Genomic DNA, 24405 nt, shown 5'->3' on the forward strand with positions numbered 1-24405 from the left:
AGAGAACCAATGGGCGGTATTCAATGTATACCTTAGTACTCAATTATCGGGAAATTATACCAGCCCAGCGCTTGTCTTATGCTTTTTAGTGTCTTCTGCGAATATAGGCCAATGGCCACCGTATTGAGTCGGGAGGGCAGTGGCGGTGGTCGGATCGGGACGCGCTAGGTCACAAGGGACCGTTTTAGAGTATGATCGGCCACCGTCTTCGCAACAGGCCTGAACGGATACGCAGCAGCCCAAAGCTCTGCACGACAAGCATAGGATACTTGCGAAGATGTCTGAGGTTACCATTGGTGTCGATATTTCGAAAGACCATCTTGATGTGTACTGCCTGCCGGATGAGCAGAGCAAGCAGTTTACCAATACAGCTGCAGGGTACAGACAGTTAAAAAGCTGGCTGAAAGGCCTGCCTGTCGCTCGAATTATTTTTGAACCCACAGGTTCTTATCACGGCGCTTTTGAGTTGGCATTGTCGGGTTCCTATCCTCTGAGCAAAGTTAACCCATGGCAAGCACGCCGGTTTGCACAGGCCAAAGGCAAGAGGGCGAAGACGGACCGGATTGATGCGCGCCTGCTGGCCCAAATGGGGCAGGATTTCCAGTTGGAACCAGACAAGCCAGTCGATGCAAGCCTATGTCATCTCAAAGAGATACGCGTTGCACGTCAAGCTCTTGTAAAAGAAGCCACGCAACTGGAGAACCGGTTGAAAACACAACGGGTGAACCTGGTTCGCAAACAGACACAGCAACGCCTGAAACTCGTGCGAAAGCAATTGGAGGCCCTTAACGCCGAAACTCAAAAGCAAATTGAGCAGAGCCCTCAAAGGGCGCGGGCAGCAAAGATTTTACACTCTATTCCCGGGCTGGGACAGGTCGCCGTCGCGGCGCTGGTGATTGAAATGCCAGAGCTTGGACAATTATCCCGTAAACAGGCCGCTGCTCTGGCGGGGCTGGCCCCCATGACCCGCCAGTCAGGACGCTGGCGGGGCGCTGCTTTTATTCAAGCAGGGCGCAAGCCGGTACGCGATGCACTCTACATGCCTGCCGTTGTTGCCAGCCGTTATAATCCAGACCTGAAAGCCAAATACAACCAGATGCGAGCGGCTGGTAAGCCTCCCAAAATCGCCATAATAGCTCTCATGCGTAAGCTAATCGAACTGGCAAACGCTCTCATAAAAGCGGACCGGCAATGGCAACCAAAAACGGCTTGACCAAGACGGATACTCTAAATTTTGCTTGCTATCAGATCCCCTTATCAGGGAGTTCGTAACACCTCACGTAATGTTCAGATAAAGAGACAACGCCCAATCCCATGAAAGCTAAATTATATTTAATGTTGAGGAGTTATATAGATACAATTTTAAAAGTTACATCTTCATACCTTTATAAATATTTGTTTTATATATATTTTTCAACTTACAACAAGCTACTCTAAATTCTGAACTCTCTATCACTTTCATTTTATTAAAAATATTTAATATATGTATGTACCATGTATCTCTAGACGGCGCGATTAACGGCTGAGCGATCAGAATAAAGCGTAGAATATTGTACGTAGGACTGCCCCAAACACGACAAAAACTGATCAAAGCCGAACAGGAATAGGGATACAATCTCATGGCTACATGGTCAGGTAACTCCAAGAACAACACCAAAGACAAATCCGACTCTAATGAGGCGTGGACCCTCTATGGCAAAGGCGGGCAGGACAAACTTTACGGGAGCCGGTTTGCTGACAGACTTTATGGCGGCGACAAGGATGACAAGCTCTATGGGAATGGCGGCAGCGATTATCTGGATGGCGGATCTGGCGATGACTACATCGACGGGGGAACCGGCAATGACTCTATCTATGGCAAGAATGGCGAAGATGTCATTTATGGTCAGGCAGGTGATGACACCATTTACGGTGGAGACAAGAAAGATGAGATCCATGGCGGGGAGAACAACGACACGATCTACGGCGAAAACGGGACAGACTCACTTTACGGCGACGGTGGAAATGATCTCCTCCACGGCGGCAATGGGCAAGACTACATTCATGGCGGCAGTGGCATCGATACCCTCTCCTACGAAGGTGCCCAACATACCACAGGCATTTATTTGAATTCAGGACATGCAACTGGCTATGACGGATACAATGACACACTCGTTTCCATCGAGAATGTTATTGGTTCAAACCAGATCGACAACATCCACGGCAACAGTGTCAACAACGTGCTGTATGGCCACGGTGGCAATGACCGGATCTTTGGAGAAGGGGGAAACGATACGCTTTACGGGGAATCTGGCAATGATACGTTGGATGGCGGTAGTGGGAACGATCTACTTTATGGAGGGAATAATAATGACATCCTGACAGGTGGAACTGGGGCGGACGTCCTTGATGGCGGAAGTGGAACGGACAAAGCCCTCTATACTTTCTCAAGTTCCGGTGTAACCGTTTTCCTAGATGGCCAAATTAGTGCTGGTGGTGATGCATCGGGGGATATCTTGAGCTCCATAGAAGAGGTTTCCGGCTCCAGTCATGCGGACCATTTTTATGGAAGTGGCGGAGCAGAAACATTTTTGGGAAAAGACGGCAATGATACGTTTCACGGCAGCAGCGGCAGCGACACGCTAAATGGCGGAGGCAATATCGATCTGGTGAACTATTCTGCCTCAAACTCCGGCGTCACGGCCTATCTGGATGGGCGAAGCGGCTCCGGTGGCCATGCTCAAGGAGATATTCTTTCCCATATCGAGAATATAACCGGCTCAGCCTTCAACGATACACTCATCGGTGACGGCAATGCCAACACGCTCACCGGAGGCATTGGAGCCGACAACCTTCAAGGCGCTGCTGGAAATGACGTTCTTCAAGGAGGAGACGGAAACGATACTCTGTCAGGAGGGACAGGCAATGACAGCTTTAGCGGAGACGCGGGCGCGGATAGTATTGATGGCGGCGACGATTACGACACCATGAGTTACGCCAATTCCGCCAGCGGTATTACGGCCTACATGGACGGGACTGCAGGCGTTGGCGGTGATAGCGCGGGGGATACTCTAACTTCCATTGAAGAGCTGAGCGGCAGCAACCACGCAGACAGCCTGTTTGGTGATAGCACCCATAACACCCTCAATGGCGGCTCCGGTAATGATATACTCACTGGCAATGGTGGCGATGACAGCCTTAATGGCGGCGCTAACGACGACACCCTGATTGGCGGTACTGGTAAAGACACCCTCAATGGCGGAGACGGCCATGATATTGCAAGCTATGCACAATCATCGCGCGGCGTAAGCATCAACCTCCAAACCGGCACCGTTTCAAATGGCGACGCTGCGGGAGATACGCTTCTCTCGATTGAGGGAGTTACAGGAACAAATTATAACGACACGTTAACCGGTGACAGCGGAGCTAATACTCTCTCTGGTATGGGCGGGGCTGACACTTTTGTGGGCAGCGCGGGGGCAGACACTATTGATGGAGGAAGCGGAAGCGACAAAGTACTTTACAGCGCCTCCCTTGCCGCTGTTATTGCCTACCTCAATGGCACCTTAGGCTCTGGTAGCGACGCACAAGGGGACACCCTGACCGGTATAGAGTGGCTCGTTGGCTCCGGCTTTAACGACAGTCTTTACGGCGATGACAATGCAAATACGCTGGAAGGTGGCGCGGGAAACGACACTCTTTCCGGAAGTGCTGGTGCTGATACGCTCATCGGGGGAGAAGGCAGTGACACAGCCTCCTATGATAGCTCTTCTTCCTCCGTCACAATCAACCTTTCTACCGGCATATACAGCGGCGGAGACGCACAAGGGGACAGCCTGACCTCTATCGAGAACATTCTAGGCAGCGCCTATGGCGATAACTTAACGGGCGATGACGGAGAGAATGTTCTTGAAGGTGGCGATGGCAATGACACTTTGAATGGGAGGCTGGGTGCCGACAGTTTCAGTGGAGGAAATGGGGTAGACACTGTCACATATGCAGGCGCCTTTGAGGCTGTAACCGCTACCCTATATCAAGGCAAGGGGACGCAAGGTGAAGCGAAAGGAGACACTTTTGAGTTCATTGAGAACCTGATCGGCTCAAGCCACGATGACATCCTCCATGGGGATGATGGAAGTAACACGATCAGAGGCGGGCATGGTCATGATGAACTCTACGGGAGAAATGGAAATGATCTACTCTACGGCGAAGAAGGAAATGACTTCCTGAGTGCAGGATTTGGCGATGACACCCTTTATGGCGGCGAAGGAGACGATTATCTCTTTGGCAGCGTCGGGAACGACTATCTTTCCGGTAGTCTTGGAAATGACCGGCTTGACGGCGCAGAAGACGATGACCTCCTGTTCGGTTTGGAGGGAGACGATACGCTCCACGGCGGGTCAGGCAATGACCTTATTGATGCACATAATGGTAATGACACCTTAACAGGAGGTACCGGCGACGACACCTTCAGGTTCTGGGTTGATTATGAGCAAGCAACTATAACGGATTTCAATAATGGCAACGACACTATTGAAATCCGGTGGTTTGGTAGCAACCTCAACAGCTTCGATGAGATCATGGCTGTCGCACAAAACACCTCTGGTGATGTGGTTATCGACTTTGGCAATGACGACATTCTCACAATCGAAAATATGAGCAAATCCGACTTAAGTTCGAATGACTTCGTGTTCTAACCGCCCACCCAACCAGCGTGGTCTCTGGTTGCAAAAGCCTTGAGGTGTGTTCCAGAGACCTCAAGGCTTTTGAGTCAATTCCGCTGAAGAAGGCTCAAGCCTCAAGTTGGTTACAAAGCACAAGGGTCATGGACGCGGGGACTGCGTTTGTGACCGTCTGAAGGCCCATGCAGGCGGCTTTGCAGACTTCCATCATGCGCTCAATTTTTTCACGCGGTTCATCGCTCTCAATAAAAACGTAGGTTTCAACACCATCACAAAGCCCTTTGGGAGGTGCGTCTGTAGCCTCCTTCATTTTGTACACGGCAGCAGTAAAGCGCATTTGCTGCTCGATTTTTATGGATTTAATATCAAGTTTGGTTTCCTTGATATAAATGGATACGTGACTGAGGAAACAAAACGCTATTCCTGCAGCCAGATAGCTTAAAGGAGGAGGCGCGCTGTCGGTTCCCCCTATTGTGCCGCCTTCATCACAGCGTATTTCAAAGGCGCTGCAACCTGGAACACTGGCCTGTACCGCCCCCTGCTTTACATAACCACCATCCATGCTGGCCTGAGCGGCAAGGTTTACTTCAAAATGAAAGTAGCCTTGCTCTTTTTGCGGTTGTCCAATTTCTATCTTCCGGGTCTTTGGAAAACTATTGAGCTTTGTGACAATTGCTTCTTTTTGATGATCGCTCACAACCTTCCCCTTCTTGGGTCTTCACTGGGATGCTTGGTTCTCTAAATTGAGATAGGAGCGCGCGCGCGTACAGCCATCATGCGAAAACATGACTAATAGAACCTTCGTGTGGGAGTTTGGAGGGAGGAAATCCTATAGTAACCCAACTCTGAATGGGTAAGCATCAAGATACTGCTGTATACCTTCTTCCAAACAACAGTCCAAAGCCAAGAGTACATTTCAGTATATTTAAGTAATTATATGCATAGGTAACCATTAGGGAACTTGGAAACTATTACATTTTAGTAATACGAGTTAATACACTAGATGACACATTCTTAGCTAACTAAAGTGAGCGCGATAAACTTAGAGTTTTAACGACACTTACGAAAAGCCAGAGGAGTTTTTGGTGTCTATTATTACTTCTCAACTTATTACCACCGGATTTGTGGCCTCAAAGAAATCCGAGGTGATTGATGAAGCCGTCGCCCTTTTGGTGAGAGCTGGAAAAATCAGCCCAAACTACAAGAAAAGCATGTTAGGACGCGAAAAGGTTGCCAATACCTTTTTGGGAAATGGCATCGCAATTCCCCATGGCCTGCCCAAAGACAGGGAGCTTATTTTTGAAACGGCGATTTCTGTTGTTCAGGTGCCTCAAGGCGTTGATTGGGGTGGGGGGAACACTGCAAAGCTGGTTGTGGCGATCGCCGCCAAATCGGATGAGCACCTTTCAATACTATCGAACCTGACTGAGGTTGTTGGTGATGGTGAAGAGGCTAACCGACTTATATCTACAAACGATAGGAGCCTGATTGTTTCAAGGCTGTCGGGGCAGGCAACGTCAAAGGATCAGAAGGAGCCCCAAGCTCTTGAAGTATTTGACGATCAAGTGACCGTGACCTTGGGGGAAGGTCACGGCCTGCATGCCCGCCCTGCCTCTTATATTATTGATAGTATCAAGGGATTTGACTGCCACGTTCACGCCGCCTTCAATGATAGGGTGGTCGATGCAAAGAGTATGATTTCCCTATTGAAACTTGGTGCAAAAGAAGGTTCTCAGGTGGCCTTCAGCGCTTCGGGGCCCCAATCCAAAGAGGCGCTCAAGGCAATTCTTCAAGCAGAACAAGACAGATTTGGTGAGGAAGAGGAGGAGGACGCCCCCTTAACGGCCCTTGCTGGAGATGAGCCCATAGAATTCGAGGGACAGACCATTGCTGGTATCTCGTCGTCCCCCGGATATGCCATCGGGCCCCTTGCAATATTTGGAAGGGAGCGGCTTGTTTTTGAAGCAACCGCCAAGGATGTGGCTCTGGAAACCAAAGAACTTCAAACCGCTCACGAAACTGCCCTGCGCCAGCTTGAAAGCCTCTATGAAGAGGTACGAGCAAAAGCCGGACGTGCAAAGGCCACAATCTTTAAGGCCCATCAGGAGTTCTTGCAGGACCCCGAGCTGGTAGAGGAAGCGATTGCCAATATTAGCAACGGGCAAAGTGCCCCTGCCGCATGGGAGCATGCCTATACCAAACGCGCTCTGGCCCTCGAAGGGCTGGAGGACCCTGTTTTAGCTGGCCGCGCTGTTGACTTGCGCGATGTTGGGCGGCGTGTGTTGCGGCTTCTGGCCAAATCTATAGAGATGCAAAACGAACTGCCGAAGGAACCCAGTGTACTGGTTGCAGATGATTTGAGCCCATCGGATACGGCGCAGCTGGATCCCTCTCTTATTCTTGGTATCTGTACGGCGCAGGGCGGCCCCACCTCACACACCTCCATCATCGCCCGCTCCCTTGATATTCCCGCGGTTGTGGGCGCTGGAAACGGGGTTCTGGAAATCCAGCCCGGCACTCCTATTTTGCTGGATGGAACGCATGGGCTGCTGGTCACCAACCCCACCCAAAGTGACAGGGACCAAGCACAACGTAAAATGCATGACCTCGCCGCGCGCAGAACACAAGAAAAGCGGGATTGCTACAAACCTGCCCTCACAAAGGATGGGATTAGAATTGAAGTTGCCGGCAATATCAGCGCGCTGGAGGAGGCTGCAAAGACGGTGGAGGCTGGCGGCGAAGGCGTGGGTCTGCTGCGCACGGAATTTCTTTTTGTTGGCCGTGAGGAAGCTCCCAGCGAAGAGGAACAGTTTCAAACCTACGCCGGTATGATTCAGGCACTGAACGGCCTTCCCATCATCATTCGAACTCTGGATATCGGCGGCGACAAGGAAGTTCCCTACCTTGCCATGCCCAAGGAGGAGAACCCTTTTCTTGGGGAGCGCGGCATCCGGTTTTGCTTTGCCCGTGAAGACCTGTTTCGAACCCAGCTGCGAGCCATTTTCCGAGCGGCAAAAGGCGGCCCTGTTCGCATCATGTTTCCCATGATCTCAACGGTTCTGGAGCTGGAGAAGGCGAAGAGGATAACCGAGGACATACGCTTGGAACTGGGGGCCGATCCCGTTGAAATCGGAATTATGATCGAGGTCCCCTCCGCAGTTCTCATGGCACCCGAACTTGCTGAGCTGGTGGATTTCTTCTCAATCGGCACCAATGATCTCACCCAGTATACGCTGGCAATGGACCGTATGCACCCTGTTCTAGCATCGCAGGCCGATGCACTGGAGCCTTCCGTATTGCGCATGATTGCCAAAACGGTGGAGGCGGCGGATGCTGCAGGTATCTGGACGGGAGCTTGTGGAGGCATTGCCGGAGATCCGCTTGGTGCGACCATCCTTAGCGGGCTGGGCCTCAAGGAGCTCAGCATGTCCATTCCAAGCATTGCCTCCATCAAGGCACAGCTGCGAGACCAATCCATGGCGGAAAACCGCAGGATTGCCGCAAATGCCCTTAAATGCTCGAGCGCTGCGGCAGTGCGCGCATTGATGAAATGAGGCACTTCAGTGAAAAATAACAGGCAAGTTGCAACAATAACATTCAACCCTGCAATTGATCAGGCGGTCAGCGTTCCGAACTTCACACAAAACTCCGTAAATCGGGTGGAAAGCATCCACTCGCATGTGGGCGGAAAGGGAATTAACGTTGCAAGTAATCTGGCCCGTTGCGGCCACAAGGTACTCGCCACAGGGTTCTTGGGGCTGGAAAACAAGCGCGCGTTTATGTACCACTTTGCAAACCTTGGCATTGCGGATGCCTTTGAGAAAGTCGAAGGCTCCAGCCGCACCAACATCAAGATTATCGATCCGGGCAACAAAGAGATAACCGATCTCAACTTCCCCGGTTTCACAGTAAGAGAGAACGACCACAGCGCTGTCATTAACCGGCTGGATGCACTGGCAGATGGGACGCCGGACTGGCTGTGCCTTTGCGGCAGCCTGCCCCCCGGGCTTTTTGAGGGTGCCTATGCGGATTTGATTAAATGGGCAAAAAACAATAACTGCAAAACAGTTCTGGATACAAGTGGTGCCCCGTTCAACCTCGCGCTTGCCTGTAAGCCCCATGTGGTGAAGCCCAATATACACGAGCTGGAAGACGCCTTGAAACGCCCCCTCACCTCCTTGCCCGATGTAAGGGATGCCGCGCGGGAGCTGGTGACACAAGGCATTGGTCTTGCAGCGGTTTCCATGGGTGAGGAAGGCTCGGTATTTTGCAGTGAGCATGGCTGTGTCCACGCAGTTGGAAAGCCGCTCTCCCTTGCAAGCACAGTGGGTGCGGGAGATGCCATGGTCTCGGGCATTTTGCATGCCCAGCTGCAAGGCTACTCCCTTGCCCGCACGGCCACCACCGCAACCGCATTTTCTCTGGCCTGCCTAGCCGAGCTTGGCCCGTACCTGCCGGAAATCAGCGCCATTGATGGCCTGGAGCAAACAGTAACCCTAACAGACCTGTCCTGAGCTGACGGTCCTGCTTTAGGAGGAAATATTCATGATTAAAATTGCTGCGGTAACGGCATGTCCAACCGGTATAGCACACACGCACCTTGCGGCAGAAGCCTTGCAGGCCACTGCAGTCCATCAAGGAATGCACATATCAGTGGAGCGTCAGGGGGCGCATGGCACGGAAAACCAGCTGAGTGCAAGCACAATCGAAGAAGCCGATCTTATTATTATTGCCGCTGATATTCAGGTGGACATGGACCGCTTTGAAGGCAAGCACGTATATAAAACAACCACAAGCAAAGTTATCCGGCACACAGATACTGTTTTGAGTAGTGCCATGAAACTCATTAGTCCAAAAGAAGTACCGGAGCTGCCACTTGAAAATGACGCGCTGGCAATGACAGAGGAGGATAAACCCGAAACTCTCAGCTTTGTTGCTATTACTGCCTGCCCAACAGGTATTGCGCATACATTTATGGCCGCTGATGCCCTGAAGAAAACAGCTGCTAAAAAGAACTATGAGATATTCGTGGAGACCCAAGGCTCGGTTGGAAGCAAAACGCCGTTAACCAGTGAGCAGATCGCCAACGCCGATTACGTTGTTATTGCAGCAGATACCCACGTAAATACCAGCCGCTTTGCAGGCAAAAAAGTATATAGAACCGGAGTTGGAGACGCAGTTAAACAGCCGGAGCAGGTTCTGGATGAGGCGATACAAAAAGCGGCAGTTATCAACCCGCAGGATGGGGACGAATATTCATCCGCTATAAAAGCTGGCAAGGAAGAGCGCAGTGCCCAGCGCTCCGGCCCCTATAAGCATCTTCTGACCGGTGTCTCCTTTATGCTGCCCATGGTGGTGGCCGGTGGCCTAATTATTGCGATCTCCTTCATTTTCGGGATTGATGCCGCGCAGCAACCTGAATCTCTGGCCGCAGGCCTGATGAGCATTGGTCAAGCGGCTTTTGGCCTCATGGTGCCCGTCCTTGCCGGCTATATTGCCTTTTCCATTGCCGACAGACCGGGCCTTGCCCCCGGCCTAGTGGGGGGAATGCTGGCCAATACAATTGGCGCGGGATTTCTTGGCGGTATTCTTGCAGGGTTTCTGGCCGGTTATGTGGCTTTATGGATGCGTGACAAGTTGCACCTGCCGCAAAATCTGGAGGGTTTGAAACCGGTACTGGTTATTCCGCTCCTGTCGACACTCGTTGTTGGCCTGCTGATGGTCTATGTCATTGGAGAGCCTGTTGCAGCAATTCTCGCGGCAATGACCACTTTCTTGCAAGGTATGGGAACTCAGAACGCCATTTTGCTGGGGCTGGTTATCGGCGGCATGATGGCGGTTGATATGGGCGGGCCGGTCAACAAGGCGGCCTATGCCTTTGCGGTGGGTTTGCTCACCACATCCACCTATGGCCCCATGGCCGCCGTGATGGCCGCAGGCATGACACCGCCCCTTGGCATTTCACTGGCCACGGTGATTGCAAAAAACCGCTTTACCAAGGACGAGCAAAATGCGGGCAAAGCGGCGGCCGTTCTGGGCCTGTCATTCATCACCGAAGGGGCTATTCCCTTTGCGGCAAAGGATCCTGCCCGTGTCATTCCCGCCTGCATTATTGGCTCGGCAATCGCTGGCGGCATGTCTATGGCGTTCGGTTGCCAGCTTCTGGCACCCCATGGGGGGATTTTTGTATTGGCAATTCCAAATGCTGTCACCCACGTGGCAATGTACGGCCTTTCAATTCTCGCAGGCACCGTTCTCACTGCCCTCGCCCTGATCGTGATTAAGCCACCCTTGAAGGCTTCATGAATACGCGGGCGGTCTGATCCACATCTCCAAACAAAAAACGGTGCCAATGTGGCACCGTTTTTATTTCCGGCAAAAATTTCAGCCTTCGGTTTTAGTCATCCAGATAATCTTTGCACTTTACGGCCTCCGTCTTTCCCCACGGCATAATTGGCACTGTGGAGGTGGAGTTTTTCGGGCTGCCTTCAATGAGTTTATCGGAGTAAACCAGATAGACGAGCGTATTTCGCTTGGTGTCACATCCACGTACAATCCGCATTTTCTTGAAAAACACACTGCGGCTTTCACGGTAGACTTCATCCCCCTGCTCAAACTCGCCTTCAAAGGACACCGGTCCTACCTGACGGCAGGCAAGGGAAACATCGGAAGTTTCTTCCGCAAGGCCCAACCAGCCAGAGAATCCGCCCTTTTCCGGCACCGTAAAGTGACAGGACACGCCCTTGACCAAAGGATCATCAATGGCATAGGTGGCCAGTTTATGATCCGGGCTCATAAACTTCCAAACAGTTGACTTTTTAAAAATCAAATCCGGCTCCTGCGCCAAAGCCCCACCGCCCAGCGCCAAACCAAGAGCAAGGGCGGCCACACTAAAAACTTGCTTCATCTTAATATCCTTAAAGCGCAAAAAAGTTCGAAACTAACCAAGTCCCTACCAATAGCAGTTTTCCGCTCACGCGCAGTTGCTTTGCGCGTATTTTATTAGAAGTTCTACCAGATTCCTTGCTTCTTTTTCCGTCTTAATGTTCAATTGCAGATCACGCGGAATGGAAACTGTTCCCCCAAACAGGGAAATTTCACTACGTCCATTTCCAAGGTAAGATTGAGAAACAAATAATGATTGAGGATTAACCAGTTTCTTTGCAGCCTCCGCAAACTGGAAGAATTTTGGAGCGTCCTTATGAGGGCTGATCGACTCAAACTCTCCAGAGGCGTCAAAGTTCATGACACTTCCGACGGCATAACTCAGTGTTCCCTGCGGCCTTTCAAACATCTTTTGTAGGGCCTCACGGTCCATTTCCTTATACTTATACACTTGCTTTGAACGTTCAGAACCATCTGAAGGGCACCTCTAAAAATTCCAATTCTGCTTTTTTGTTGTATAGTCAATGACTTGAAACGACGAATTTGAGGGTTCATGGGGCAGCTTGGATTTTTTGATATTGCCACTCGCTATAAGGATCTCGACGCAAGCAATGATCCGCTGGCAAAGATCGATACACTCGTTCCATGGGAGAGTTTTCGCGCTCGACTTGAAAGCATCTGGCGTCAGCGCTCAGAAGGTCGCAAGTCCAAAGCGGGGCGTAAACCCTGGGATGCGGTCTTAATGTTCAAGGCGATCATCTTGTGTGCCCTGTATAACCTGTCAGATGATCAGGCTGAATATCAGCTGCGTGATCGCTTGTCATTCATCCGCTTTTTAGGGTTGGGACTAGAGGATCGTGTTCCCGACGCCAAAACCATTTGGATGTACCGGGAGCAGCTGGCTCAGGCGGGTGCCATCAAGGCGTTGTTCGATGATTTTGACAGCTACTTGAAAGGGCAAGGGTATCTGGCCATGGGCGGCCAGATTATTGATGCTTCAATCGTTCCAGTCCCAAAGCAGCGCAACCTGCGGGAGGAAAACGCAACGATCAAGTCTGGAGAAACTCCCAAGGACTGGGCCGACAAAACCTCTAAGCTTCGCCAAAAAGATACGGATGCCCGCTGGACGAAAAAGCGAGGCCAAAACCATTTTGGCTACAAGAACCACATAAACATTGATCGTCGACATAAGTTGGTGCGTCGGTACGAGGTGAGCGATGCAGCGCTGCATGATAGCCAAACTCTGGACGCGCTTCTGGATGAGAATAATACCTCTTCGCAAGTGTGGGCTGACAGCGCCTACCGCTCAGCTGAGGTTGAGCAAAAGCTGGCAGACAAAGGCTTGAAAAGCCAGATACACCGCAAAGGCAAGCGCAACAAGCCGCTGAACAAAAGGCAGCAGCAGGGCAATAAAACCCGCTCATCGGTCAGAGTTCGTGTTGAGCATGTCTTTGGCGCACAAAGCAATGACATGGGCGGGACACTGGTTCGATCCATCGGCTTGATCAGGGCCAAAGCCCATATTGGACTGAAAAACCTGAGCTATAACATGCGACGTCTGGTGCAGCTTGAGCAAAATACTGCCTATTCTCGCGCTACATCCTAGGACCACGGCAGCAATAGCTGCCTGTTCCCTGAAGAAACACCCTGTACACCCCCGCAACGGGAAAGCTCAACGCGAATGGCCGGCCCTTGGAAAAGAGCGGGCGTTCTTTAGTCGTGCAAAAATTCTAGAAAAACTGTTTTTCAGAGGAGCCCTGAATTAAATAAGGTGAGTTCTTGGCTATCTTCAGTCTTCTGCATAAGAGGCTCCGCCAACTGGTTTAAAGCCAAAGCCAGTTCTACTGGACTATTTGCTACACTGCTCCACCTTAGTTGTATTACCACGCTTTGACTATTATTGGGAAAGAACAAGCGTGCCCGATAATAGTTAAGTTCAGAAATATCTGCAGTCTGATACGTCTCAGTTGTGGTTACAGGGCTGGATGACTGCTTATCCTCCTGCTCGGTTTTAAAAGTTAACTGGCACTCTTTTAAAGTGACATCTACCCCGTTTGAGACATGTGCAGCCTTAATTGCATGAGATACCTTTTCCGCTGAAGGTGGCATATTTTGAAATATAAAATAGCCTGCAGCAGAAAGAGTAACCGCAGCTACAACTGCAATATAAGAATACTTCATTACTTTACCAATTAAATGTTATAATCCAGCTGTGTACATATGGCTTTATAAAGGTATTGCAATCAAAATTTTAAATACGAAGCGGTGCAATTTGTGAGTGAAAACTGAAAAATCATAATGACTTTAAAAATCATGCAGCCAAAACTGCATGGGCTTATCGCTCTCCTTATCTTCACCCAGCTCTTTCCAAGGAAAGGTGGTCATCAAGCCCTCTCTTTTTGTATATCCCCGTTTTTGCCAGAAAGGTTCAAGGGAAAAATATTCCTCAGGCTTGCGTGGGTCGGCTACATCCCGAACAACTGCGCAAAACGTTGCCGTTTTATATCCTGCCCTACTGGCAAATGCCTCTCTTTCGTCAAAAAAGCGATGGCCGATTCCATGATGACGGTAGTCCGGTTCCAGAACGGATTCAGCCAGATAGAAGACCTTTGAGATATCTATCCCCTTTTCTTCAAAGGGGCGCCGGAACTCTTCCGTTTCCATTTTCAAAGGTTGCGCAGTCGCCGCACCCACAAGTCTTCCTTGGTCTATTGCCGCAACAAGAACGCAACTATCTGATTCCACATAGCGGGAAAGATAGTTTTCCTCATATTCCACCGAACCGTCATAGAGGTAAGGCCATTCTCTGAAAACCGATATCCGTAATTTGGCAAGATCACCGATCACGGCTCTAAGGTCATCTTTTACAAGTGTTTTTATCTCAAGGCTCACAGTAATGCCCCATTTAGTGTTATTGTCCGCGAAACGCTTGGTGAGTGTGTGGCTTGACCTTCGCATTTATTTAGTGTCTGACAAGTCTCACAATGCTGCCGGGTGGAGTATTTTTCTCCATTCTCAATTGAGATTGGCCTTAACTCATTTATTGTAGAGGCTACCATTTGTGCTCTGACAAACAAGAACTGACTTTCTATGAACTCTTTTAATGCATCCAGCCGCTGGAGACCTCTTCTCCAGAAAAGCTTCGCGAAAAAAACCGGTGTTGCGGCACTGCTTATCGTCTTGGGCAGTGTGAGCGCACAGGCCCAAAGCCGTAATCCGGCCTGTACAACACTGGAAGAGGAGTTCATACGCCTGACGCAAACTGTCAGGAATACGCCGGCAGGCAACTCCATGAACGGTGCCTATGAGCGCCAGCAGGAAGATATCCGCTTGGTGGAGCGCGAAGAATACCGGTTGGGCTGCCACACCGCACAGGCTCCACGCCAGCAATGCGCCAGCTTTGCCCGCACCAAGCAGCAAATGTATGCCAATCTGGATAAACTGGAGCGGGCCCGCCGCAGTGCTGTCACCAATTCGCCAACCGCCCGTTTGAAACAGGTTGAACAGGCGCTTTATGACCTGAACTGTTCGGCAGCAGCTGCGGCCTTCACACAGCCGCAAAAGCTGTATGATCCGTTATCTCCCCCCGCCAACGTTCCGCAAAGCGGACAGTTTTCTACCAGCAGCGGTTCGGGTAGCCAGTCCAGCGCCAGCCTTAGTCAGTCCGGCCAAACCTACAAGACCATGTGCGTGCGCACCTGTGACGGGCTCTATTTCCCTATCAGCTCCAACAGCACACCACAGGACTTTGCGGACGACGAACAGATTTGCCAAAGCATGTGCCCCGGCCAAGCGACCGAGCTTTATGTTTTCAAGCAAATTGGCGGCAATATTCAGCAAATGCACTCCCTCTCCGGTGCTCCCTATTCTGCCTTGCCAACGGCCTACAAGTTTAACACTGGCAGTGATAGCAGCTGCACCTGCTCCGGCACTCCGCAAACAGCTTCTGCACCCTCTTCCTCCGGAAGTGGCGGGTTCGCCGCACCTGCTGGCATAGAGAGTTCGCCCCTGCCTGCACTGGAAGGCACAACAAGCGCCCCGGATGTTCAAACAGGTTCCTTGCCTCCTGTGGAGGGCACAGATAATTTTGGCGTAAACGGTACGCTGCCGCAAACTTTCCCGGCAATTCCAACTGAAGATGAGTTTATGCAGCAGGGGAATGTCGCCTCAGCGCCAATGGCAGCCGAGGACAACATTCAATTCCCTATCAAGGTAGAGCCAAGAACAGGCCCTATCCGTCAAGTCGGTCCAAAGTATTTTGCCGACCAATAAACGGTAGCATGGATTTCAGGTCTGGCCCGTGGCCAAGGCCTGTTACCGCCCTACGCAAAGGCATGAACAAACCCTTGCCTTTGCGGCCTGTCTCGCCTTTCACAGCCTTCGTCCAAACGCCCCACGTGGTTTCATCCCAAGGCTCGGCCGGCAGCAGCTCTTTCGCTTTGGCAATAAACTCCTGATCGTCTTCTTCGATCTGGGCTTCAACTGGACCTGTCACCACTTTCCACCAGTTCGCGGCATCTGCAAGTGTAGAGCAGTTTTCACGGATAATATCCCAAAACGCCTCGCCGCCGCCAACGCCCAGCGCCTCTAAACGGTCCTTCACAGTATCATAGGACAAGGCATGGGTGATTTTTGCAGTCAGCGTCCCCACGTCTTCTGGATCAAACTTGGCAGCGCTTTTTGAAATGCCGGTAAAGTCAACCATCTGGGCGAGAGCTTCCAGATCGCTTGCGGGCTCGACCGCATGGCTTGTGCCGGTGAGAACCGCCAACGAATTTACAGCCATCGGCTCATAGCCCGCATCACGCAAGGACGCGATGGAGAGCGCTCCAGTGCGCTTGGAAAGGCCTTCACCGCTTGCGGTGGTCAGTAGATTGTGGTGGCCAAAAATTGGCACAGGTCTGCCCAGCGCTTCGAAGATCGCAATCTGTACGCCGGTATTTGCCACGTGGTCTTCACCGCGGATCACATGGGTTACGCCCATATCCGCATCATCCACGATGGACGGTAGAGTATAGAGGTAGGTGCCATCGCCGCGGATCAGGACTGGATCGGAAAGAGAAGCCAAGTCAACGGTCTGGCGGCCCCGGATCACGTCATCCCAATGAACTTCGGTGCGCTGGAAACTGAACGGATCGCCCTCCACATGGTTTGGAAGCTTGAACCGCCAATGGGGTTTGCGCCCCTCTGCCTGAAATTTCTCGATCTGCTCTGGCGTATATTTCAGCCCAGCACGGTCATAAACTGGTGGGCGGCCCAAGGCACGGGCACGGTTGCGGCGACGCTCCAGCTCTTCGCCGGTCTCATAACATGCATAAAGCAGGCCTGCCTCTTTGAGAACCTTTGCCGCTTCATCATAAAGACCAAATCGCTCGGACTGACGCTCGACACGGTCCGGCACAATGCCAAGCCATTCAAGATCGCGCGCAATACCTTCAGCAAACGCCTGTGTAGAGCGCTCCTGATCGGTGTCATCATAACGCAGAATGTAGGTGCCGCCCTGCTTTTTGGCGTAAAGCCAGTTAAACAGTGCCGGACGACAGTTACCAATGTGAATCTGCCCCGTTGGAGAGGGAGCGAAACGAACAGTTACACCCATAGAAAACACCTTCTTTGAAAACAAAAAATCTTTAGGGGATCGGGTACCCTGTCGTCAGGCGCGGGTCAACCATCGCAAGACCATATAAGGTTTTTTCGTGCGAGGATGTTAACTGGGGCACCAAGTTAAAGTCTTAAAACGGTAACTCCAACTTATCGCGATCCATTCGCAAAAGAGCCATTACCGCTACAGTATTCCCTACGTCACTTTTGACAGGCTTAGCGTTCAAGAAGATCTTTTGCGACCCAAGTCTAAAACGAAACAGCTATTTGCTGACACAGGCAAGTTTATCCGAGTGCTGCCGAGTATACTAAACTTTTGCACATACTCATATCTAGGCACTTCCTTTTAAAGTTATTCTTCAAATTTAACCAGTTTATATATATTATTAAATAAAATATAATGTATTATATTACCTATTCTTAATAGAGGAGCATACAATGCTAGGAAGAGGAATCTTTTTAATTAGCTTAACTCTATTTTTATCTTCTCCTTCACTGGCAAAGGTAGACTGCTCAATAGGAAAGAAAGTGGGTAACCCACACTGTAACCTACCAAAAGTAAAGGATGCCCCCGCACCTGCTGTGGCTGAAGGAGTTCTTGGAGGGGCCATCCTGATTGCAGTATCTGGAGTTGCTGTCCTACGAAGACGAAGAAGTAACCTCTATTACCCCAAGCTGCTACAGACCACTTCAGCGTAAAGAACCAACAGCCAAGATACCTTTATAAAATCTACCCCAAGTGCTCATCTTACCAACTACGGCCAACTGGACTTTCCCTTTCAGTAAAGGTAAAAGCCCGATCAATTCTAATCATAATTTATGATAGATAGTTTTATCGGGGCACACATGTTAAATACTGGTCATCAGGGCTTTCGCCCTGATATTGAAGGACTGCGGGGCCTTGCCGTTCTTCTTGTTATTTTGTTTCACTTCAAATTGCTCGGATTGCAAGCTGGGTTTATCGGAGTTGATATTTTCTTTGTCATCTCGGGCTTCTTGATGACACAAATATTAACGAGCCCGAAGTTTGAATGGACCAAAACTGGTATTCTATCATTTTATAGAAAACGTTTCTGGCGCCTTGCCCCAGCCTACTATGTAGTCCTGCTTGGGGTCCTCGGCCTCATCTTTGCCTACCCTTGGCAATTCGACTTTGATAAGCTTTCCACTGGGCTACTTTCATCTGCATTTTTTGCTTACAATATCGTTGCCCCCTCGGACACAGGGTATTTTGGCACTGAAGCTGTCAACAATCCGGTTCTGCACCTTTGGTCATTAGGCGTAGAGATTCAGTTTTATCTAATTTGGCCAATTGTACTTCTTTGCTTGAAAGGAAGGAGCTATAAAGCTCAGATTGCAGCAATCACGGCAATTACAGCAGTCTCCTTTATTTTGTCCCAAGTTCTAGTCATCAAAGACCCCGAGGTGGCTTACTACTTGGTATTCACCCGCCTTTGGCAATTTGGCTTTGGGGCGCTGGCTGCGCTTGTATTGAGAAGCCAGCACTTACAGTTTTCTCCCAGAACCGTAGCGTTTGTACAATCATTCTCTATTGCTGTTATATTGGGTGTAGCTTGGTTTATGCCTAAAACTGAGTGGCCCAGCATATTTGCCCTGTTACCAACTATTGCTTGTACGGCACTTATTATCGGCGGCACTAACCACGCAACTACTACAAATTCAATACTCTGTATAGCGCCTCTGAGATGGCTGGGCAAAATATCATACAGCCTGTACCTCATTCACTGGCCCATGGTCGTTCTTGGCAACGCTGCCTTAGAAAACTATACAGAAAGTCAGCTAATCAGAAGCTGTTTTGTTCTAGCCTCTCTGTTTATTGCTCTTGCACTCTATGCATTCATAGAGGATCGGATTCGAAAGATAGGAGCCGAGAGAACGAAACTACGCTACTATACGACTCCGGTTTGCGCAGTCCTGCTGATTTCCTCTGGATACGTTGTTCTTAGCAGTAACAAAATACAGTCCATATTTTTTAGAGAGCAATTTATCAAACTTATAGAATTAGAAGCGGCTTACAAAAAAGACCTCTATTCAATTTGTCATAAAACCAATAGGCAACCATGTATTTTTGGAAATACAAACTCTGATAAAACAATTGTTCTTTGGGGTGACTCACATGCACGCCACTTAACCTTTGGACTGCATCAAAAGCTCAAAGAGATAAACTTGAGAGCTGCCCTCTTTACGAATGGTGGCTGCCCTCCCCTCATTGGTATTACTCGAACAGGAAATATTTCATCACAAATGAAATGCAGTGAAAGTAATGCCAAAGCTCTGAGTTATATTCAATCACACAGTGAAGTACAGTCCATTATCCTGGCAGCAAGATGGTCTCTATATAATGAAGAAAACAATAAGTTGCTGTTTGAAAACAGTCAAATTCAGGGGCAACCAAACTTGATTTCCGAGTTGGATAAGACCCTAAACCAGTTAAACCCTACAGATACTAAAGTCGTTTTTATTATGCAGGCACCTGAGTTCCCGACCGAATCAACGTTCACAAGTTGTCGAGCGGAGTATGCTGGACAAACACAACAAGACAACTATGCAAAATGTACTATTCAATTATCGACCATTACAAGGCAGTTCACATTAGATAAACAAATTTCAGCAGTAATTAAAAAACATGAGAATACGTCTGCGATCAATTTAAAAGAAGCCTTCTGTTCAAAACAAAGTTGCTCAGCCATTTATAAAGACACTATCCTGTATTACGATGATGACCATTTAAACCCTGCGGGCTCTAAGTATGCTGTAGAAAAACTCTTCGTCGGTTTTTAAAGAGTTACCTTTCAAACAAAAGGCCCGTGAAATACTTCACGGGCCTTTTGTTTTATAATTTCACTCTCATTATCACTTTGTATCCCGAAACCTGTTCGTGATCGGATACCGGCGGTCGCGGCCGAAGTTCTTTTGGGTGATTTTTACGCCAGGGGCGGCTTGGCGGCGTTTGTATTCGGCTATGTAGAGGAGGTGCTCTACCCGTTTGATCGTATCCAGCGGGTGACCTCGGTTGGCGATGTCTTTGATGGAGAGTTCTTCTTCAACCAAGCCGTTGAGGATTGAATCCAGCACGTGGTACTCGGGAAGACTATCCTGATCCCTCTGGTTTTCGCGCAGTTCCGCTGTGGGCTCTTTTACAATAATGTTGTTGGGGATCACTTCGCCAGATGGGCCCATGACGCCTGACGGGTGGTTTTCGTTACGCCATGCGGACAGGTGGTAAACCTGTGTTTTATAAAGGTCTTTAATGGGGTTGAAGCCGCCGTTCATGTCACCATACAAAGTGGCGTAACCCACCGACATTTCAGACTTGTTACCGGTGGTGACCACCATTGCGCCGAACTTGTTGGAAACCGCCATAAGAATGGTTCCGCGCGTGCGCGATTGCAGGTTTTCTTCTGTAACGCCGCTTTCGGTCCCCGCAAACACAGGGCCAAGCACCTCAAGGAAACCGCTCACAGGCGGTTCGATGGGGACAATATCATAACGCACGCCCAGAGCTTCTGCGCAAGCCTTTGCATCTACGAGGCTTTCTTCCGACGTGTATTTATAGGGCAGCATGATGCAATGAACCCTATCTGCACCCAGTGCATCCACGGCCATTGCCGCGCAAATAGCGCTGTCGATGCCGCCGGAAAGGCCCAGAACCACACCGGGAAAGCCGTTCTTGTTCACATAATCACGCAGACCCAGCACGCAGGCTTTCCAATCTGCTTCATCGGTGGAAAGCAAGGGCTTCACTTCACTTTTTGCAATCAGCCACTCTTCATCGGCCCCGCGTGAGAAGTCGAGAACGGCCAAGCCCTCTTCCATCTGCCCCATTTGCAAGGCCAGTGAGCGATCTGCATTGAGAGCAAAAGAACCGCCATCAAACACCAGCTCGTCCTGTCCGCCCAACTGGTTGCCGTAGACCAATGGCAAACCCGTTTCAACCACGCGCTGAACGGCGACCTGCATGCGCTCGTCAAATTTTTCCCGATTATAGGGGGAAGCGTTGGGCACCAAAAACATCTGCGTGCCTGTTTCCTCAAGGCACTCGCAGACCTCATCGGTCCAGATGTCCTCACAGATGGGAACACCAATGCGTACGCCGCGAAAGTTCATCGGCCCCGGTAGCGGGCCGGGTTGGAAGACACGTTTCTCGTCAAAAACGGAGTAGTTTGGTAGATCCACTTTAAACCGCAGATCCTGAACCTTGCCCTCATCCAGAAGCGCCACAGCGTTGTGCAGCTTGTCGCCCTGTTTCCACGGGGTTCCAACGAGAATTGCCGGCGCTCCCTGTGCTGTGAGCTTGGCAAGCTCTTCCACCGCACTTTGGCAAGCTTCCACAAACGAAGGCTTTAGAACCAGATCTTCAGGGGGATAACCGCAGATAAAAAGCTCGGAGTACAGCACCAGCTGGGCACCTTGCTCGGCAGCCTTAGCATGGTACTGGCTGGCAAGCGCCAGATTTCCTTGAATATCTCCAAGGCGAGGATTTGCCTGAACGACGGCGAGACGGAAACTATCTATGCTCATGAATACGCGCTTAACTTGAACTGGTGGCCACTATGCCCTTATCTAGCCGCAAACCTCGTCCCTTTACAATCTCTATTCAAAAACAGCCCTCGCCTTTTCTAGGGGTAACCTGCCTTTTTATAGCGATCTGCATTATTTGGAACCTATTGGTTCCCCGTAGACTGACTGGTATTCATCGCACAAATGAAAATGGGCCGCCCAGATCAGGCAGCCCATATATTCTTCGTAGTCCAAGCGCTGAACAAAACAAGTGCTTGCTTGGTCTTTTTAACCGTTCACGACGGCCCGTTCCTCTGCTTCATTGTTGCGGATATTTTCCGCAATCATGAAGGCAAGTTCGATGGCCTGATCGGCGTTAAGGCGTGGGTCACAGTGGGTGTGGTAACGGTCGCCCAGATTCTCAGGGGAAACCTCACGGGCACCGCCGGTACATTCTGTCACATTGCGGCCCGTCATTTCCACATGCACACCACCTGCATGGGTGCCTTCAGCACGGTGAACAGCAAAGAAGCTCTCAACTTCCTTCAACACGCGCTCGAACGGGCGTGTCTTATAGCCGTTGGCCGTAATGGTGTTGCCATGCATTGGATCACAGGACCACACAACCTTGCGGCCTTCCTGCTTCACGCGGCGCACCAGCTCCGGCAGGTGATCGAACACTTTTTCCGAACCAAAACGGGCAATCAGGGTCAAGCGACCTGCCTCATTATCCGGATTCAGGATGTCGATCAGCTCCATCAAGCCATCGGGTGTCATGGATGGACCACACTTGAGGCCAATTGGATTTTTCACACCGCGGAAGAACTCAACATGGGCATGGTCCGGCTGACGGGTACGGTCGCCGATCCAGATCATATGGCCGGATGTTGCATAGTGCTCGCCGCTGGTGGAATCGATGCGTGTGAGCGCTTCCTCATAGCCCAGAAGCAGTGCTTCATGACTGGTGAAGAAGTCAGTGGAACGCAAAGACTGGCTACTGCTGGCATCCACGCCACAAGCGCGCATAAAGGCAAGAGCCTCAGAAATACGGTTGGCAATTTCCTGGTAGCGATGACCTTGCGGGCTGTCCTTCACGAAGCCGAGCATCCACTCGTGCACATGCTCAAGGTTGGCAAAGCCACCTTGTGCAAAGGCGCGCAGCAGGTTCAAAGTGGCCGCAGACTGGCGGTAAGCCATGACCTGACGATGCGGGTCCGGAATACGGCTTTTTTCGTTGAAGTCGATGCCGTTGATGATGTCACCGCGGTAACTTGGCAGTTTTACATCGTTAATCGTCTCAAAGTCTGAGGACCGGGGTTTTGCAAACTGCCCGGCAATACGCCCCACCTTCACCACGGGAAGCTTGGAGGCATAGGTCAAGACCACAGACATTTGCAGGAAGACTCTAAAAAAGTCGCGAATATGATCGGCGTGATGCTCGGCAAAGCTCTCCGCGCAATCACCACCTTGCAAGAGGAATCCACGCCCCTCGGCAACATCAGCAAGTTGCGCTTTCAACGAGCGCGCCTCACCTGCAAACACGAGCGGCGGATAAGAAGCAAGACGACGCTCTACGTCTACCAGTGCTCCCTTATCTGGATAGTCCGGCACCTGCAAGATCGGCTTTGATCTCCAGGAATCCGGTGTCCACTTTTCCGCCATTTCAAAAACTCCAATTTAAACTCACGTGTTGGCCCAGCTTTTCTGGATCTTCAACTGTCTCGTTTTAGCACACAATTCAGTCAATTTTAACTGAAAGGCAAGCGGTGCTTATACACATCTTACGCATATATGGCTAGAGCCCCAAAAGCTGAAGCTGGCACGTAAATGCCACTTAAACGCAGACACCCTAGCGGAAACAGAAGAATTTGATGCCATCTACGGGAGTACTTGGCATATTTTTCTCAATTTCACGGCCAATTTAACACATCCCACCAGTGAAAACAGCAGGTTCCCATGCAGTGTTGATTGTTGCGCTTTTCTCATCATTTGATTACATCTGCCCAAGGGAGAAAGGCCTCAGCGGTGGATTACCCTTACGCTATTCTTTTCCAGGTGCCAGTCGATTCTTTGCTGCAACTCAGGTGAAAGCACCTGCGCACGCGGATAAAGCGGCGCGGCCCTGTCATTGAGAACCGGTACATGATCCCAGCCCAGCGTAGTTTCCATAAAGTGTTCGAGGCCACTTTCACCCCAAAGACGATAAAAGCCGGCAAGCACGCAGTCTACATAGCTGAGCAAAACTGGAAACTCGTCATTTCCCCATTCATAGTAGGGGTCTGTCACCTCATAGAGAAAACTACCTTGAGGAATATTTTCCGCACTATCAGCTCTGAAATCCCCGTGGTTTAAAGCTATTCTGGAATAATGCCACTCGCGCTCATCCAGCTTGGGCAAGTTGGCGGCCACATCCAAAACCATTGCACCTTTAATAAGACTGGCTGGCTCGCGGCGTACTGTGAGCACACAAAGACCTGAAGTTTCATCCACGCTCCCGTCTCTCCAGCGCGAGCAACCGCGCCATTCGCGCACCCAGCCGCGCAGGGTGCCCGCAATGACCGTGGTTTCTTTTGGAAGAGTGCGCTCGTTAACCAGCGAGCCGTATCCGAAATAGCAAATTTGTTCTGCTGTCATTTTTGTTCTGCAGTCATTTAGGTGACATTATTTCAATATTCACAGGAAAAGCGGCCCTAAAGAGCCGCTTTCCGTGTTTTATAGTAGGTGTGATGCAACAGGA

The 24405-nt window shown here is 50.4% G+C and carries 18 protein-coding genes; 9 read left to right on the forward strand and 9 right to left on the reverse strand.

From position 1 onward, the window contains the following. The first annotated feature begins 277 nt into the window (after positions 1-277). Positions 278-1213, forward strand: a complete 936-nt coding sequence (locus P6574_RS10400) for an IS110 family RNA-guided transposase (RefSeq protein WP_310618894.1) — start codon at positions 278-280, stop codon at positions 1211-1213. A gap of 406 nt (positions 1214-1619) precedes the next feature. After that, positions 1620-4676 (forward strand): calcium-binding protein, encoded by a 3057-nt coding sequence (locus tag P6574_RS10405; RefSeq protein ID WP_310620213.1) that lies wholly within the window; start codon positions 1620-1622, stop codon positions 4674-4676. A 94-nt stretch (positions 4677-4770) separates the two neighbouring features. Here P6574_RS10405 and P6574_RS10410 read toward each other — a convergent pair whose 3' ends face one another. Then, positions 4771-5358 carry an OsmC family protein gene (locus tag P6574_RS10410; protein ID WP_310620214.1) on the reverse strand — a complete coding sequence of 196 codons (588 nt, stop codon included), beginning with the start codon at positions 5356-5358 and terminating at the stop codon, positions 4771-4773. A gap of 388 nt (positions 5359-5746) precedes the next feature. Between P6574_RS10410 and ptsP the strand changes: the two genes are divergently transcribed. The 3 genes from ptsP to P6574_RS10425 are packed head-to-tail and all read left to right on the forward strand — an operon-like array spanning position 5747 to position 10967. Further along, positions 5747-8215 (forward strand): phosphoenolpyruvate--protein phosphotransferase, encoded by a 2469-nt coding sequence (ptsP, locus tag P6574_RS10415; RefSeq protein WP_310620215.1) that lies wholly within the window; start codon positions 5747-5749, stop codon positions 8213-8215. A gap of 9 nt (positions 8216-8224) precedes the next feature. Then, positions 8225-9175, forward strand: a complete 951-nt coding sequence (pfkB, locus tag P6574_RS10420; protein ID WP_310620216.1) for a 1-phosphofructokinase — start codon at positions 8225-8227, stop codon at positions 9173-9175. A gap of 31 nt (positions 9176-9206) precedes the next feature. After that, on the forward strand, positions 9207-10967 hold the full coding sequence (locus P6574_RS10425) for a PTS fructose-like transporter subunit IIB (RefSeq protein WP_310620217.1): 1761 nt from the start codon (positions 9207-9209) through the stop codon (positions 10965-10967). A 91-nt stretch (positions 10968-11058) separates the two neighbouring features. Here P6574_RS10425 and P6574_RS10430 read toward each other — a convergent pair whose 3' ends face one another. After that, the gene (locus tag P6574_RS10430; RefSeq protein ID WP_310620218.1) at positions 11059-11568 is read right to left on the reverse strand and encodes a CreA family protein; all 510 of its coding nucleotides are present in this window, start codon (positions 11566-11568) and stop codon (positions 11059-11061) included. Between the two features lie 66 nt (positions 11569-11634). After that, on the reverse strand, positions 11635-11979 hold the full coding sequence (locus tag P6574_RS10435; RefSeq protein WP_310620219.1) for a hypothetical protein: 345 nt from the start codon (positions 11977-11979) through the stop codon (positions 11635-11637). 120 nt (positions 11980-12099) lie between these two features. Between P6574_RS10435 and P6574_RS10440 the strand changes: the two genes are divergently transcribed. Then, on the forward strand, positions 12100-13152 hold the full coding sequence (locus P6574_RS10440; protein ID WP_310620220.1) for an IS5 family transposase: 1053 nt from the start codon (positions 12100-12102) through the stop codon (positions 13150-13152). 140 nt (positions 13153-13292) lie between these two features. On the opposite strand, the gene P6574_RS10445 is transcribed toward P6574_RS10440, so the two are convergent. Together P6574_RS10445 and P6574_RS10450 are read right to left on the reverse strand one after the other, a co-directional pair. Then, the gene (locus P6574_RS10445; protein ID WP_310620221.1) at positions 13293-13727 is read right to left on the reverse strand and encodes a hypothetical protein; all 435 of its coding nucleotides are present in this window, start codon (positions 13725-13727) and stop codon (positions 13293-13295) included. Positions 13728-13850: 123 nt separating this feature from the next. Further along, the gene (locus tag P6574_RS10450) at positions 13851-14504 is read right to left on the reverse strand and encodes a GNAT family N-acetyltransferase (protein WP_310620222.1); all 654 of its coding nucleotides are present in this window, start codon (positions 14502-14504) and stop codon (positions 13851-13853) included. A 132-nt stretch (positions 14505-14636) separates the two neighbouring features. Between P6574_RS10450 and P6574_RS10455 the strand changes: the two genes are divergently transcribed. Next, positions 14637-15818: a DUF2865 domain-containing protein gene (locus tag P6574_RS10455; RefSeq protein ID WP_310620223.1), complete on the forward strand. Its 1182-nt coding sequence runs from the start codon at positions 14637-14639 to the stop codon at positions 15816-15818. On the opposite strand, the gene gltX is transcribed toward P6574_RS10455, so the two are convergent. Continuing rightward, positions 15778-17145, reverse strand: coding sequence for a glutamate--tRNA ligase (gltX, locus tag P6574_RS10460; protein ID WP_310620224.1), 1368 nt, complete (start codon positions 17143-17145; stop codon positions 15778-15780). The two genes, P6574_RS10455 and gltX, sit on opposite strands and share 41 nt — an antisense overlap. Before the next feature lie 530 nt (positions 17146-17675). Here gltX and P6574_RS10465 point away from each other — a divergent pair. Beyond that, positions 17676-17846: a hypothetical protein gene (locus P6574_RS10465; protein WP_310620225.1), complete on the forward strand. Its 171-nt coding sequence runs from the start codon at positions 17676-17678 to the stop codon at positions 17844-17846. A gap of 147 nt (positions 17847-17993) precedes the next feature. Then, the gene (locus P6574_RS10470; RefSeq protein WP_310620226.1) at positions 17994-19949 is read left to right on the forward strand and encodes an acyltransferase family protein; all 1956 of its coding nucleotides are present in this window, start codon (positions 17994-17996) and stop codon (positions 19947-19949) included. 72 nt (positions 19950-20021) lie between these two features. On the opposite strand, the gene P6574_RS10475 is transcribed toward P6574_RS10470, so the two are convergent. The 3 genes from P6574_RS10475 to P6574_RS10485 form a co-directional block, all read right to left on the reverse strand. Continuing rightward, positions 20022-21689: an NAD+ synthase gene (locus P6574_RS10475; protein ID WP_310620227.1), complete on the reverse strand. Its 1668-nt coding sequence runs from the start codon at positions 21687-21689 to the stop codon at positions 20022-20024. 267 nt (positions 21690-21956) lie between these two features. Beyond that, positions 21957-23330: a class II 3-deoxy-7-phosphoheptulonate synthase gene (locus tag P6574_RS10480; protein ID WP_310620228.1), complete on the reverse strand. Its 1374-nt coding sequence runs from the start codon at positions 23328-23330 to the stop codon at positions 21957-21959. Positions 23331-23687: 357 nt separating this feature from the next. Next, entirely contained in the window at positions 23688-24302 is a 615-nt protein-coding gene (locus P6574_RS10485; RefSeq protein WP_310620229.1) for a gamma-glutamylcyclotransferase family protein, read from the reverse strand. Positions 24303-24405: the final 103 nt, after the last annotated feature.

Origin of the sequence: Pseudovibrio sp. M1P-2-3 (assembly GCF_031501865.1) — a bacterium.
Lineage (GTDB): Bacteria > Pseudomonadota > Alphaproteobacteria > Rhizobiales > Stappiaceae > Pseudovibrio > Pseudovibrio corallicola.